The sequence below is a fragment of the Pseudophaeobacter sp. TrK17 genome, assembly GCF_042192375.1.
Classification (GTDB): domain Bacteria; phylum Pseudomonadota; class Alphaproteobacteria; order Rhodobacterales; family Rhodobacteraceae; genus Pseudophaeobacter.
In genome coordinates this window covers 337,649-351,769 of sequence record NZ_CP071700.1, presented here as the reverse complement: position 1 = coordinate 351,769, position 14,121 = coordinate 337,649, and the positions used below count along the sequence as shown (strand labels likewise).

Genomic DNA, 14,121 nt, shown 5'->3' with positions numbered 1-14,121 from the left:
TGCGCATCCCCTGCTCAACATTCTGCTATCCTCCCCTGCAGACGCCTCGGGAGGTTAGCATGACGCCTAAGCAGGCCAAGACCGGTCCACAGCTGGGCTACGCTGATATCGCCCAGGCCGCGCGTGCTGCGGGCCTGCAGATCTATGGCGCGCTCCACCCCGGCGACCGCCCAGTCAAGGGGCTGTCCCATGGCACCCTGTTTCTATTGGGCTGCGGCGCGGCGTACTGGCCGATCTTCACTCGCTCCCCCGAGTATCTGGAGGCCAGACCGGATCCTGTGGATCGCTGGTCAACACGCGTGATTGGCAGTCTTGCAGCAGATCTGGGTGCCACAGCCTATTTTCCCTTTGGGGGTCCACCCTATACGCCCTTTGTGGACTGGGCTCTGGCTTCGGGTCGGGCCTTCACATCCCCGTCACAAATGATGGTGCATGATGAGGTAGGCATGTTGATTTCCTTTCGGGGGGCGCTCCACTTCGACCAAAACTTTGACATCCCCCCTCCTCCTTTGGCACACTCTCCCTGCGCGACCTGCACAACCCAGCCATGTTTAACGTCATGTCCGGCAGATGCCATGGTTGAAGGTGGCCCCTATGATCTGGCCGCCTGTCACCACCACTTAGAGACCCCGGCCGGAGTAGCCTGCATGACGCAGGGATGCCGCGCCCGGTGCGCATGTCCCCTCAGCCAGGGGGCTGGACGACCCATTGAACAAACCGCACATCACATGAGGTATTTTCACCCGTCATGACCTGTACCCTGATCCTGACCCGTCACGCAAAATCCGCCTGGGACAGCAACGCCCCTAGCGATCATTCTCGCCCGCTGAACAGTCGGGGGCGGGATTCTGCCAGGGCGCTTGGGAATTGGCTGCGAGAAACAAACGAACTGCCGCAACAGGTCCTGTCGTCGTCCTCTCAACGCACGCGGGAGACCTATCACCTGACCGGCATTGAGGCGCCTGCGGTCTTTACCGAACGGCTCTATCACGCAAGCTCTGACATCATCTTTCAGGTGCTAAAAGAAGCATCACATTCGCGCACGATGATCTTGGGCCATAATCCGGGGATAGCGGCCTTTGCCCATGCCATTGTAAACTACCCTGCGGATCATACCCGCTTTGACGACTATCCAACCGGCGCAACCCTGATCGCCAAGTTTGACATCGACACCTGGGCGGATCTGACCTGGAGTAGCGGCAGGGTGATTGAATTCATCGTCCCGCGTGAATTGCTGGTGACCTGAATTCGCTCTGGCTAAAGGCATGCTGTTGATATAGTCATCCGCATATCTACACTGGAGATTTTATGTCCCGTTGAGGATGGTGCCTTCGGCACCGCTGCACAGTTCAAAACCACTTCAGGCCGTTTTCAACATGAAACGGCACCGGTTTTGTGTGCTTCGTCTTTCTCAACTTTCCGAACTGCGTAAGACGCAGTTTTCTTCAATGGACATGCCTGACATGATCAGACCCTATACTCCAGTGGACAAACCCGCTGTTCTTTCCATCTGGCGTGAAGCCAGTGCACTCGCCCATCCGTTTCTGACGACAGAGGCCACGGATCAGGCAGAAGTCATGATCCGCGACCATTTCCTGGATTTGGCAGAAACCTACATGGCCGACGTCGCAGGTGCGCCCGTCGGTTTCATCTCACTGATCGACCACGAGGTCGGCGGGTTGTTTCTACGCCCAGCGTTTCACGGACGTGGCATCGGACGCGCGCTGATGGATCGCGCCGTTGCACGCAAAGGATATCTCGAACTTGATGTCTTTACCAAGAACTCTATCGGGTGTCACTTCTATCAAAGCTACGGTTTCACCGCAGAGGAAGAGCGGATCAATGGCTTCTTCGGCCATCCCGAAATCCGCATGCACTTCGGCGCCGCCTGACCTTTATGGCGGAAAAGAAAAGGCCCCCCGGAAAACCGGGGGGCCACTCTATCTCAGTTTACTCTCAACACTCAGTGGCCGAGGATTTGGCTCAGGAACAATTGGGTCCGTTCGCTTTGTGGATTGTTGAAGAACTCTTCCGGCTCGTTCTGCTCCACAATCTGACCGGCATCCATAAAGATCACCCGGTTCGCCACCTGACGGGCAAAACCCATCTCGTGGGTCACACAAAGCATCGTCATGCCCTCTTCTGCCAGTTCGATCATGGTGTCGAGCACCTCTTTGATCATCTCTGGATCCAGCGCCGAGGTTGGTTCATCAAACAACATGATCCGTGGCATCATGCAAAGCGAGCGGGCAATGGCCACACGCTGCTGCTGACCACCCGACAATTGGCCGGGGTATTTGTTGGCCTGATCCGGGATCTTCACCTTTTCCAGGAAATGCATCGCCCGCTCTTCGGCTTCTTTCTTGGGTGTTTTACGTACCCAGATCGGCGCCAGCGTGCAGTTTTCCAGAATGGTCAGATGCGGGAACAGGTTAAAGTGCTGGAAGCACATGCCAACCTCGGACCGGATCTTGTCGATGTTTTTCAGATCATTGGACAGCAGCGTCCCATCGACCTCAATCGAGCCCTGCTGGTGCTCTTCCAGCGCATTAATGCAGCGGATCAGGGTCGATTTACCCGACCCGGACGGACCACAGATCACGATCCGCTCCCCCTGATTGACGGTCAGGTTGATGTCACGCAGCACGTGAAACGACCCGTACCATTTGTTCATCTGGTTGATGGTGATCGCGATTTCGTCAGAGACTTGCATTTGAGAAGTGTCAGCCATTGTCCGGCCTCCTTATCGGTGACCAGTGGCGAGGCGACGCTCGAGCCACTGAGAGTATTGAGAAATGCCGTAGCAAACGATGAAGAACAGCAGCGCTGCAAAGCCCAGGAGCTCCCAGTAGACGCCGTTCCATTCGGTCGAGGCAAGAATAGGACCACGGATCATTCCCACCAGGTCGAACATCGAAATGACCGACACCAGCGTGGTATCCTTGAACAGGCCAACGGCCACATTCACGATACCCGGAATAGAGATCTTCAGGGCCTGCGGCAGAATGATCAAACGCATTGCCTGCGGGTAATCCAGACCCAGACTGTCAGCGGCCTCATATTGCCCCTTTGGCAGAGCCGCGAGGCCACCCCGGATCACTTCGGCGATATAGGCCGCTGAGAAGAGGGTGATCATGATGACCACACGCAGGAACAGATCCACAGATGCATCCGGCGGGAAGAAGTAGGACAGCATCACCGAGGCCACAAAGAGCAGTGTGATCAGCGGCACGCCGCGCACGAACTCGATAAAGACCACGCAGATCCATTTGATCAGCGGCATCGAGGACTGACGCCCCAAAGCCAGGGCAATCCCCAGCGGCACCGACAAGGACACACAGGTCACGCCCAGCATCATGTTGAGCATAAAGCCACCCAGATCCCGCGAGGGCACTGCCGACAGCATCGCCGTGTCCGACGCGCCTTCAGGAATGAGCATCCCGCCGACTTTCCAGATCACCAGGGCCGCAACGATGGACCCAAAGAACCCCGCTGCAAAGCTGCTCTTGCCAAGGTACTGAAACACAACCGCAGCAACAGCAAAACCAACCAGGGCAACAACAGGCACCATGAAGGCGCCGCCCCAGATCAGCCAGAAGGCCAGGAAGGGGTAAACAACGGTAAAGGCCAACAGCTTGCGCGGCAGGTCAAAGAACAACACCGGTGCCAAGGCGATCAGCAACAGGACCAGCGCCAGGTTTGGCCGCCAGTATTGGTCTGTGGGGTATTTGAACCCATAGAGCAGTTGATTCCAGCGCTCAGTCAGGACCGAGAAACAGGCGCCAGACTTACCATCCAGAATCTCGCGACACTCAGCCAGCGAAGAGGTGGTCCAGATTCCGTTCAGCATCCAGGGTAGGGTATTGCTGAGCAGGGAATAGAGCAGGGCAAAGGAAAGAAGCGTCAATATACTGTTGGGGATGTTTGAGAACAGGTTCTCGCGCACCCACTTATAGGCGCCAGTATCACGCGCAGGCGGCGGCGATTCTGGAATGACGCTTGTGGCGACAAAGGCAATCGGATTGTTTTGTTTATCGCTCATGGCTCAGCGCTCCTTCAGCTTAACGGAGGCGTTGTAGACATTCATCACCATAGAAATCATCAGGGATGCGGTGAGATAGAACAGCATCAGCAGCAGCACGCATTCAATCGCGCGCCCGGTCTGGTTCAGGGTAACCCCGCCCAGTGTTGCGGTGATATCCGCATAGCCCACGGCGATCGCCAGCGAAGAGTTTTTGGTGATGTTGAGAAAGTTGGAGATCAGCGGCGGGATAATCACCCGCAAAGCCTGGGGCAGAACCACCAGGTTCATGATCCGGCCAGGACGCATACCCAGGGCCGCAGCCGCCTCGGTCTGGCCTTTTGAGATCGCCTGGATGCCAGCACGGACGTTTTCCGCGATAAAGGCGCCGGTATAGATCGACAGCGCGAACCACAATGCGATCAGCGGGCCACCAATTTTGATACCGCCCTTAAAGTTAAAGCCCTTCAGCTCTGGGACTTCCCAGGTCAGTCCCATCACAAGCATCAGCAGGGCAAAGGGAACAATCCAAACCGCCAAGTTGACAAATAGGGTGTTGGGACGAATGCCCGTTGCTTCCTGCTTTTGGGTTGCACTGGCGTTCACCATGCGCATCACAAAAAACGATCCAACCAGAACCGCAAGAACCAATAGCCAGTTCAAGGCAGCGGAGGCAAACAGCCCGCTCTCGAACAATGGCATCGGGGTGTAGACGCCGCGGTTGGTAAAGGCAAAGAGGTCAAACACCATGCTGGAAGATGGGTCTGCACCACGAAAATCGCGTGGACCCGGCATAACGGCCGTCATGATGGTGAAAATGATGATGATCCAGATCAGCACCGGAATGTTGCGAAAGATCTCAACATAGACGGCCATCAGTTTTGACACCAACCAGTTGTTCGACAAACGCAAAACACCGGCAATGACACCAAAAAATGTCGCCGTGATACAGGCTAAGAAGGCCACCAGAAGCGTATTGAGAATACCCACAACAGCGGCGCTGGCATGGCTGGACTGGCTGTCATATTCGATAAGACGTTGAGCGATGTCATAGCCAGACCGATCGCCCAGAAAACTGTAGGAAATGTTCAGGCCAGCGGCGCGCAGGTTCTGAATGAGGTTATTGCCCAGGTACCATATGGCCAAGGCCAGGACCAAGGCGGCTATCGCCTGGAAGGTCAATGATCGATAGCGGGTATCGTTGACCAGCATGGAGAGCCGGAACTGCTCCTGCGGTGGGTCAGTGAGAGTTGACATGAAAGTGATCCCCGTAGCTCATAGATCTACCGTTCGGCGGGGTTGGTTCCCCGCTCGTGTCAGATCTAAAGCGTTTTTTGGTTGGATAGTGTCAGAAGGAAAAAGGGCGCAGGATATCCTGCGCCCCTTCCTAAATGGATCTTAGCGGAAAGGAGGCGCGTACAGCAGGCCGCCTTTGGTCCACTGTGCGTTCAGGCCACGTGCCAGACCGATAGGTGTTGCTTCACCGATGTTATCAGCAAAGACTTCACCGTAGTTACCGCCAGCAGCGATCGCGTTCTTGCCCCAGTCAGCCGACAGACCAAGCATCTCACCCAGGGTACCTTCGGTGCCCAAGAGACGGTTGATTTCAGGGTTGTTGGTGCCAGCCGCCATCTCATTGATGTTGGCCGAAGTGACGCCCAGCTCTTCAGCTGCGATCAACGCGTTCAATGTCCAGCGCACAACGTCGCCCCACTCGTGGTCGCCATGACGAACCAGCGGGCCCAGAGGCTCTTTGGAGATGATTTCGGGCAGCAGGGTGTGTGCATCAGGTGCTTCGAATGTGGCACGGGTTGCGGCCAGACCGGAGGCATCGGTGGTGTACACGTCGCAGGCACCAGCCAGATACTGCTGCTGTGCTTCAGCGTTGGTTTCGATTGGAACAGGCTCATAAGAGATGTTGTTCGAGCGGAAGAAGTCCGCCAGGTTCAGCTCGGTGGTGGTACCGGTCTGAATGCAGACAGTGGCGCCATCGAGTTCTTTGGCCGAGGAAACACCCAGCTCTTTAGGAACCATGAAGCCTTGACCGTCGTAATAGTTCACGCCGGTGAATTCGAACTTCAGGTCAACATCGCGCGAAAAGGTCCAGGTGGTGTTCCGGGCCAGCATGTCGATTTCGCCAGACGCCAGCGCGGTAAAGCGGGTCTTGCCGGTTGTTGGCACGAATTCGACAGCGGTGGCATCGCCCAGTACAGCGGCTGCAACAGCGCGACATACGGCAACGTCAAAGCCTTCCCATTCGCCGCTGGCATTTGGAGCCGCAAAGCCCACCAGACCGGTGGTGACGCCGCAGTTCAGTTTGCCGCGGGCTTTGACGTCGTCCAGAGTGCCAGCCGCAGCTGCACCAGCAGACAGACCAGCAATGGTCAGCGCGCCCAAAATTACGGTATTTTTCATATTTACCTCTTCCTGATTTTCCACCTATTGTGGTGGTTTTTTTGCCCGACACAGAGGTGCCGGAAATGGTGTGAACTGGGGTGAAACCCCAATTCGTACAGGGAGTTTGGGCGCATTCATCAACAAACGTCAAGTGTGTGATCATGAATTTCGATGTCCGCATAGCGAACTCTGCACTAATAGATACAAAATTTCTGAATAGTGATCAGTCTCGCAATTTGCTGTCTTCTTAACAAATGTCGTAGAAACTTTTTGCGTGTAGAAAGGCGGCGCGCTTCAACTCTGCAGTCTCTTGCGCCTCCTCATCAACACCCCATTGTTCTTCTTGCCAGGTCTCGTCCAGGCGCGATATCTGCCAAATATCATCCGCTGTGCGCCAATTATGGGCAGCCGCAAAGCCCAGGACCAGGGATCCGGACATCGAAACCAGGTCGTGAAAGGCCGCGAGTTGGAAATTGTTCAGATCGTGAACCGCATCGCGCAAGACCGACAGGGCCGCAGGATTCTGCCGCGCATGCAGCAGGCCCTGGCGGGTTTCAAGCCGCGCACCCAGGGTATCTTCGGCCCAATCCAAGGCAGGGTCCCAATGCGCGGCCTGACGCGCCACCAGCTCCTGCGGGCTGTCCGCGCGGTAGCACAACAGGTCCGAATCGCCATAATCCGCCAGCATGTCGGCGACTTCGGCGTGCTGATTCGTGACCTTATCAATGGCGGCATTGGCCGAGCGGGTATAGGGCATGGTTTCGGGATTGATCCCTTCCACCTGCGCATCCCACTCCGCAGCAATCGCCTGTGCCATCTCAAGACTGGGCAGGGTCAGGGAAACCTTCGCAGGGGTCTTTACCCCGCGCCCATCCAGACGAACCGAGAATCCGCCATCAACTTCGACCGCAGAGACCTCTTTCCAGAACCGCTTTTGCTTCCAATCACTCATCTCTCATGTCTTCCAGATCTGTTGCAACAAGGGCGCCAACTGGTCAAAACTGCTGATGATATGATCCGCCCCCAGCTCAGCCGCCGGGTGATAGCCCCAGTCAACTGCGATGGTACGGACGCCAGCAGCGCGCCCCATATCAATGTCAAAACTCGTGTCACCGATCATCACCGCATCTGCTGGCTCAACACCGGTTTCAGCCAGAGCGGTCAAAATCATCGACGGGTGCGGTTTGGAGGGATGGTGATCCGCAACCTGCCGGGTGACAAAACAGTCTAACCCGTGGGCGGCAATCAAGGCATCCAATCCACGTTGTGATTTGCCCGTCGCGACCCCAAGCAGATACTCTGGCACCGCATGTAGCTGCGCCAGAACTTCGGCAGCGCCCGGAAACAGCGGCGAATGCCCTGCTCCCTGCGCCAGCCGTTTGTCCATATAAGCTTGCTTGTAGCCCGCGACCAACCGCGCCCGCACCTCTGAAGGGTGGCTCGGCGCCAGCTGGTCCATCGCCAAAGGCAGTGACAATCCTACAATAGACAGGATCTCAGCCCGCGCCGGGACCGCCAGCCCCTGCCCCTCAAAGGCAAAGCGCATGGCCGCTGCGATGGCGTCCTGACTGTCCGCCAGAGTTCCATCCACATCAAACAGGATCAGCCGCAGGTCTGCGCTCACATCAGCCCCTCAAACGGGTCATCTGCCGCCAGGTCTTCGGTCCAGCCAAAGGTCTCCCAGCTCTCCTTCATGTGATCCGGAAGCTCAGCCGTCATCACAATGTCTTTCTTGGTGGTTGGGTGTTCAAACACCAGACGACGGGCGTGCAGATGAAGCTTTTTGCTGATCACACCGCCCAGCTGAGCCCCCCAGCCATCGCCCAGGTTTTCCTGACCCGAGCCACCGTATTTGCCGTCGCCAATAATCGGATGGCCAATCTCTGCCATATGTGCCCGCAGCTGATGGGTGCGCCCGGTGACCGGCTCCATCGCAACCCAAGAAGCCCGACCCGCCACCCGGTACAGGGTGGCGTAATAGGTATGGGCCCGCTTGGCGCCTGGGGTTCTGTCGATCTCATTGGGATGCACGGCGATCATTTTTTCGCCCTCCCCGCCGGCGCCATGTCCGCCTGCCTTGACCAGACCTGCCTTGATCTCGCCCAGGTAGGGCGTCGGAACGCCCGCAACCAGCGCCCAGTAGATCTTGCGGGTGTTGCGATGGCGAAAGGCCGCTGTCAGCGACTTGGCCGCCAGCCGGTTGCGCGCCAGCACCAGAACACCAGAGGTATCCTTGTCGAGACGATGCACCAGACGGGGTTTTTCTTCTGCATCAAAGCGCAGGGCATCCGCCAAGCCATCGACGTGCTTGGTGGTGCCGCTGCCCCCCTGCACCGCCAGACCCGCCGGTTTGTTCAGCACGATGACATCGTCATCTTTGTAAATGACACAGCCCCGGATCATCTTGGCGTCGGCCTCGGAAATCCGCGCCACACGGGGGGCTGCCGGTTTCAAATCCGACTCCGCCAGGGGCGGCACCCGCACCACCTGCCCGGCTGCAACCCGCGTATTGGCCTTGACCCGACCGCCATCCAGACGCAGCTCGCCCTTGCGGCACATCTTCTCAATCCGGCCCTGGTTCACATGGGGGAACAACCGACGCAGCCAACGGTCGATCCGCTGGTCGTCATCCGCCTCGGCTACGGTAATCATCTGTACGCCGCTCATGCGAACACTCCTCTTGCGAGCCAAAGGCCCAAAAACAATCCGCCAACCGACAGGCCAACAGAAAGCAAAACATAGACCGCAGCCTGCCCCAGGGCGCCACGCTCAATCAGATTGGCCGTCTCCAGCGAGAAAGCCGAAAAGGTGGTAAAACCACCCAGAAAGCCGGTCATCACCAAGGGGCTAAGGTGAGTCACCCCTTTTTGGGCCGCCACCACCACAAAGACCCCCATCAAAAAGGAGCCAATCACATTCACCGAGATAATGGCGAGCGGAAACTCCTGATGGCCAACCAGGCGCAAAACACCCAGGCCCGTCAAATAGCGCAGCACCGCTCCGCAGGCGCCGCCAAGGGCGACCAGAGATACCGTTGAAATCATCAAGGGTCTGTGGCGCGACCGGAACAGGATGTCAAGTTTTAGCCGCTATGCAGCACGTCCCCTGCCTCACATCCAAACAACTGGGACACTCGCCCAGAAAAAACCAAACAGGGGAGACATGAAAACAACACCTATAATCGCTGCATTGACCTGCCAGGGCAAAGCCGAACAGGCTGAACGCCACTCTGGCCCATTTGTCCAAGACGGCAAAACGGATGCGGGCAAAAACACGACGGTTCAAATTTACGGCGATTGATTGCAGTTCACGTCAATAAGGCCCCCAGAAGATGCCCCCTTCAGCTTCATCTTTCCCAAAATACCTCCGCCGGAGGCAGTGGTTTTCCAGCAGGGAAAGCCGCTCTTATGAGTTACGCTGCAACCGAAGCTTGGCAAAATACTCTGATCGCCGTTTCAACTCGCGCTCAAAGCCGCGCTCCACTGGCTGATACAGCACGGGGCGGCGCACCCCATCGGGAAAGTAGTTCTGTCCCGAAAACCCATCCTCGGCATCATGGTCATAGGCATAGCCATCGCCATAGCCTTGTTCCGCCATCAGCTTAGTTGGCGCATTCATGATATGTTTAGGTGGCGGCGCTGATCCGGTTTCCTTGGCCAGACGACGTGCCGCCTTGATGCCGACATAGACCGCGTTGGATTTGGGGGCCAGCGCCAGATAAACCGCCGCATTGGCCAGAGCCAGCTCGCCTTCGGGGCTGCCTAGGCGCTCATAGGTGTTCCAGGCATTCAGGCAAACCGTGTTGGCCTGTGGATCCGCCAGACCGATATCCTCGGTCGACATCATGGTTAGACGCCGGGCCAGGAATCGCGGATCCTCGCCGCCCTCCAGCATCCGCCCCAACCAATACAGCGCCGCGTCCGGATCGGACCCTCGGATGGATTTATGCAGTGCCGATATGAGATTATAGTGCTCGTCACCGGATTTGTCATATTTGGAGGCCCGTCGCATCAACCGGGTTGCCAGGGCCTCGCGCCCCAGCGGGATGTCCACCCGCCAGGCTGCAACCTGTTCAATCAGGTTGAGCAACGTGCGCCCATCGCCATCGGCCATTTCATGCAGCGCATCCCGCGCCTCACCATTCAGCGGCAGCGCTTTGCCCAACTCCCGCTCGGCCCGCTGGGTCAACAACTCCAGATCCACCAGCGACAACCGCTCCAGCACCAGGACCTGCGACCGCGACAGCACAGCGGCGTTCAGCTCAAACGAAGGGTTTTCAGTAGTGGCGCCAACCAACAAGATGGTGCCATCTTCCATATAGGGCAAAAACCCATCCTGCTGCGCCTTGTTGAAGCGATGGATCTCATCGACGAACAGCAGCGTGCCCTGGCCGTTTTGACGCCGGATCTTGGCGGCCTCAAACACCTTTCGCAGGTCTGGCACCCCGGTAAAAATCGCCGAGATCTGGACAAAATGCAGATCCGTTTCCCGTGCCAGCAACCGCGCGATGGTGGTTTTTCCCACCCCGGGCGGCCCCCAGAAAATCAACGACGACAACGAGCCCGAGGACAGCATCACCCCCAGCGGCGCCTCTTCGCCCAGGACCTGCGCCTGGCCGATCACCTCTGCCAGCGATTTGGGGCGCAAACGATCCGCCAGCGGCCTGTTTACCTCGGCAGCGGCTTCAGCTTCGGGCTTTGCATCACTGTCAAATAGATCCGCCATTGCTCAGCGCCGCATATGCAGGCTGACCCGCTGCCCACGCCGGTTCAGATCAAACCGAAGACGGCGCCCGGCCTGCTCCAGCAGAGCTGGCACATCCTCCGAGGAGGTCACCTCCTTGCCATTGATGGCCAGCAGGATATCGCCCGCTTTGATCCCGGCGCGCGCCGCATAGGGGCCGGGGTCCAGCACCGCAACCCCAGTAGCCGAAAGCGGCAGCTGCAGGCGAACAATGGCAACAGGGTTGATCAAACCAACGGTCAGCCCCGGCAACACACTGTTTTCATTCATTACCACAGACCGCGCTGGCGGGTCATTGGGGGCGGTAAACATCTCTACCACCAGAGTTTCGCGTCTGTCACCGCGCAGCCGTGTCACCATCGAGGTGCCATCCAGACCAGCAACCGACATGCGAAACACCATTTCCGAAGGAGAATTCACCACCTGGCCATCCACGTCTGTAATCACATCGCCGACCTCAAATCCTGCCTTGGCAAAGGGGCTTTGCGGATGCAATTCAGAGATTACCATTCCTTCGGGCAGGTCCATACCCAAGGAGGCTGCCAGATCCGCATCCACCGGCTGGCCCGCCATACCGGCCCAGGGGCGCTGAAAGCCCTCCGAGCCAGCCCGCGCCTGTTTGACAAACTCACGCACCAAATTGGCCGGAATGGCAAAGCCGATGCCGTTGGAGCCGCCAGAGCGGCTGAGAATACGGGTATTGATGCCGATGAGGTCGCCATTCACATCAATCAACGCACCGCCCGAGTTACCCGGGTTGATCGGCGCATCGGTCTGAATGTAATAGCCAAAGCCCTCCCCCGAGGCGGTGCCACTGCGCGCCAAGCCCGAGACAATGCCGCTGCTCACGGTCTGACCAACGCCAAAGGGGTTCCCGATGGCCAAGGCCAGCTCGCCAACTTCGACTTCGTCACTGTTGCGCAGGGTCAAAAACGGCAGATCTGCAGCGTCTTCGAGCTGCAAAATGGCCAGATCGCTTGCCTGATCGGCCAGGACGACGCGGGCCTCATATTCGCGCTTATCCGTGGTCACCACCCGAATTTCAGTCGCCATCGCCACCACGTGGTAGTTTGAAACAATGATGCCGTCCTGTGACAGAATCACCCCTGACCCCAGCGAGCTTTCGACCCGCGGGCGCGGATTGGAGAAGTTGCGGAAGAAATCCTCAAAGAAGGGATCGTTCATAAAGGGAGAGCGCTGGTGTTGCTGGCGCACGATCTTGGCGTAGATATTCACCACCGCTGGCGCCGCCTGCTTGACCAGGGGCGCAAACCCAAGCGAGATTTCGGTCTGGGATTGCGGCACACGGGTTTCCGCCTGCGCTGGGAGCCCTACCGCGAGAGCAAGAACCAAAGATAGGGCAAAGCGGGCGAAAGAAGCAGTACGGATCATGGGATCTCCCGTAAAAGTGTTACTCTAGGATATGCTTCTGCCGAGGCCCAAATGCAAGCTTTGCCAAGGAGACCCGGTCTGGGTCCTCCCAGTCCGACAACAGGACGGGAGCAACCCAGATCTGCGGCCGTTTCACCCCGCCATTTGATTGGGCCGTGCCCGGCGCGCTTTGACAGCATCCGCTAGCTTATGCAGTTCCGTCACGGTGTCGTCCCAGCCAATGCAGCCGTCGGTGATCGACTGGCCGTAGGTCAGATCGCCCTTGCCCAGATCCTGACGCCCGGCGACCAGATGGCTCTCCACCATAACCCCGGTGATACGCTGCTCGCCAGCCCGCAGCTGGTCACCGACATCCTGCAAAACCAGCGGCTGTTTGGCCGGATCTTTGTCGCTGTTGGCGTGGCTGGCGTCGATCATCACATGACCGCGAATACCGTCCTGTTCGGCCTTCCGGCAGGCGGCATCGACTGAACCCGCATCATAGTTGGTCCCACCGCCGCCCCGCAGGATCAGGTGGCAATCCGGGTTGCCGCTGGTGGCCGCAATTGCCGCGCGACCATTTTTGGCCAAGGCCATGAAATGATGCGGATGGGCAGATGAGCGCACCGCATCAATGGCGATCTGCACATTGCCCCGGGTGCCATTTTTGAACCCCACAGGACAACTGAGGCCCGAGGCCATCTCGCGGTGGATCTGGCTCTCGGTGGTGCGCGCACCAATAGCGGCCCAGGCCATCAGGTCCGACAGGTATTGCGGCACCGCCGTATCCAGGAATTCGGTCCCCACTGGCAGCCCCGTCTGGTTGATATCAAGCAAGAGCTTGCGCGCCATCTCCAGCCCGTCATTGATGCGGAAGGAACCATCCAGGCCGGGATCATTTACCAGCCCTTTCCAGCCGCTGATAGTGCGGGGCTTTTCGAAATAGACCCGCATCACAATTTCCAACTCGCCCGCCAGCTCTTCGCGCAGGGGTTTTAGACGCGCAGCGTAGTCCAAGGCCGCCGCAGTATCATGGATCGAACAGGGGCCGACAACAACGACCAAGCGATCATCGGCGCCGCGCAGCACCTTTTGAATGTCAGCGCGGCTATCCAACACGGTCTTGCTGGCCAGATCATTGCTGGGCAGTTTCTCTGCCAGCTCATCCGGCGAGATCAGCTCCTGCATATCGGTGATGCGGAGGTTTTCAATATGGGGTGTCATAGTCCTAAGGTTCCTTGCGGGAGGCCCTTTTTGCGTGGCGGCGGATACAAAAAAACCGCCATCTGCTGAGGGCGGTTGGTGTGGTATCTGCTTTTGCGCACTATGTCATCTGCACGCCAAGACCCCTCCGTCCGCCTGTCGGCCCGGATAAAAATAAAACCAGATTGCAGCATAGGTTTGGGTCATGTGGGCGACGCTAGCGGAGATTCGCCAGACTGTCATCAGGAAAGTTGAAAGCGTTTTTTCAAAACTGAGCTAGCCAAGCTTTCACAAGACCTCATCGAAAGGACAACGTCTGCTTTGAACCCGGAGTGCGCCCAGATTTCACCACGGTGAAAGCCGTTTTTTACGAACCACTCTACAGT

At 57.8% G+C, this 14,121-nt stretch carries 14 protein-coding genes; 3 read left to right on the top strand and 11 right to left on the bottom strand.

Annotated elements, in window-relative coordinates; all coding sequences use genetic code 11:
• The first annotated feature begins 59 nt into the window (after positions 1 to 59).
• From JZI28_RS01710 to JZI28_RS01700, 3 genes are all read left to right on the top strand, one after another.
• The gene (locus JZI28_RS01710) at positions 60 to 752 is read left to right on the top strand and encodes a ferredoxin (protein ID WP_375699028.1); all 693 of its coding nucleotides are present in this window, start codon (positions 60 to 62) and stop codon (positions 750 to 752) included.
• Complete coding sequence (locus JZI28_RS01705) at positions 749 to 1,246, top strand: histidine phosphatase family protein (protein ID WP_375699027.1); 498 nt, start codon at positions 749 to 751, stop codon at positions 1,244 to 1,246. The genes JZI28_RS01710 and JZI28_RS01705 overlap by 4 nt, the downstream gene beginning before the upstream one ends.
• 217 nt (positions 1,247 to 1,463) lie before the next feature.
• Positions 1,464 to 1,892 (top strand): GNAT family N-acetyltransferase, encoded by a 429-nt coding sequence (locus JZI28_RS01700; protein WP_375699026.1) that lies wholly within the window; start codon positions 1,464 to 1,466, stop codon positions 1,890 to 1,892.
• A 71-nt stretch (positions 1,893 to 1,963) separates the two neighbouring features.
• Here the strand turns inward: JZI28_RS01700 and JZI28_RS01695 are convergent, their stop codons facing one another.
• The 11 genes from JZI28_RS01695 to JZI28_RS01645 all read right to left on the bottom strand — a co-directional run bounded on the left by JZI28_RS01695 (position 1,964) and on the right by JZI28_RS01645 (position 13,756).
• Positions 1,964 to 2,713, bottom strand: a complete 750-nt coding sequence (locus JZI28_RS01695; protein ID WP_009810857.1) for an amino acid ABC transporter ATP-binding protein — start codon at positions 2,711 to 2,713, stop codon at positions 1,964 to 1,966.
• Positions 2,714 to 2,743: 30 nt separating this feature from the next.
• Positions 2,744 to 4,042 carry an amino acid ABC transporter permease gene (locus JZI28_RS01690; RefSeq protein WP_375699025.1) on the bottom strand — a complete coding sequence of 433 codons (1,299 nt, stop codon included), beginning with the start codon at positions 4,040 to 4,042 and terminating at the stop codon, positions 2,744 to 2,746.
• Between the two features lie 3 nt (positions 4,043 to 4,045).
• Entirely contained in the window at positions 4,046 to 5,278 is a 1,233-nt protein-coding gene (locus JZI28_RS01685) for an amino acid ABC transporter permease (protein ID WP_295451045.1), read from the bottom strand.
• A 141-nt stretch (positions 5,279 to 5,419) separates the two neighbouring features.
• The gene (locus JZI28_RS01680) at positions 5,420 to 6,436 is read right to left on the bottom strand and encodes an amino acid ABC transporter substrate-binding protein (protein WP_295451048.1); all 1,017 of its coding nucleotides are present in this window, start codon (positions 6,434 to 6,436) and stop codon (positions 5,420 to 5,422) included.
• Positions 6,437 to 6,665: 229 nt separating this feature from the next.
• The gene (locus JZI28_RS01675; RefSeq protein WP_375699024.1) at positions 6,666 to 7,370 is read right to left on the bottom strand and encodes an ATP12 family chaperone protein; all 705 of its coding nucleotides are present in this window, start codon (positions 7,368 to 7,370) and stop codon (positions 6,666 to 6,668) included.
• 3 nt (positions 7,371 to 7,373) lie between these two features.
• On the bottom strand, positions 7,374 to 8,042 hold the full coding sequence (locus tag JZI28_RS01670) for an HAD-IA family hydrolase (protein ID WP_375699023.1): 669 nt from the start codon (positions 8,040 to 8,042) through the stop codon (positions 7,374 to 7,376).
• Positions 8,039 to 9,085 (bottom strand): RluA family pseudouridine synthase, encoded by a 1,047-nt coding sequence (locus JZI28_RS01665; RefSeq protein ID WP_375699022.1) that lies wholly within the window; start codon positions 9,083 to 9,085, stop codon positions 8,039 to 8,041. Before JZI28_RS01665 ends, JZI28_RS01670 begins: the two co-directional genes overlap by 4 nt.
• Entirely contained in the window at positions 9,082 to 9,462 is a 381-nt protein-coding gene (gene crcB / locus JZI28_RS01660; RefSeq protein WP_295451059.1) for a fluoride efflux transporter CrcB, read from the bottom strand. Before crcB ends, JZI28_RS01665 begins: the two co-directional genes overlap by 4 nt.
• 361 nt (positions 9,463 to 9,823) lie before the next feature.
• Positions 9,824 to 11,143 carry a replication-associated recombination protein A gene (locus tag JZI28_RS01655; RefSeq protein ID WP_375699021.1) on the bottom strand — a complete coding sequence of 440 codons (1,320 nt, stop codon included), beginning with the start codon at positions 11,141 to 11,143 and terminating at the stop codon, positions 9,824 to 9,826.
• 3 nt (positions 11,144 to 11,146) lie between these two features.
• Positions 11,147 to 12,553, bottom strand: coding sequence for a trypsin-like peptidase domain-containing protein (locus JZI28_RS01650; RefSeq protein WP_348151608.1), 1,407 nt, complete (start codon positions 12,551 to 12,553; stop codon positions 11,147 to 11,149).
• 132 nt (positions 12,554 to 12,685) lie between these two features.
• Positions 12,686 to 13,756: a 3-deoxy-7-phosphoheptulonate synthase gene (locus JZI28_RS01645; protein WP_375699020.1), complete on the bottom strand. Its 1,071-nt coding sequence runs from the start codon at positions 13,754 to 13,756 to the stop codon at positions 12,686 to 12,688.
• Positions 13,757 to 14,121: the final 365 nt, after the last annotated feature.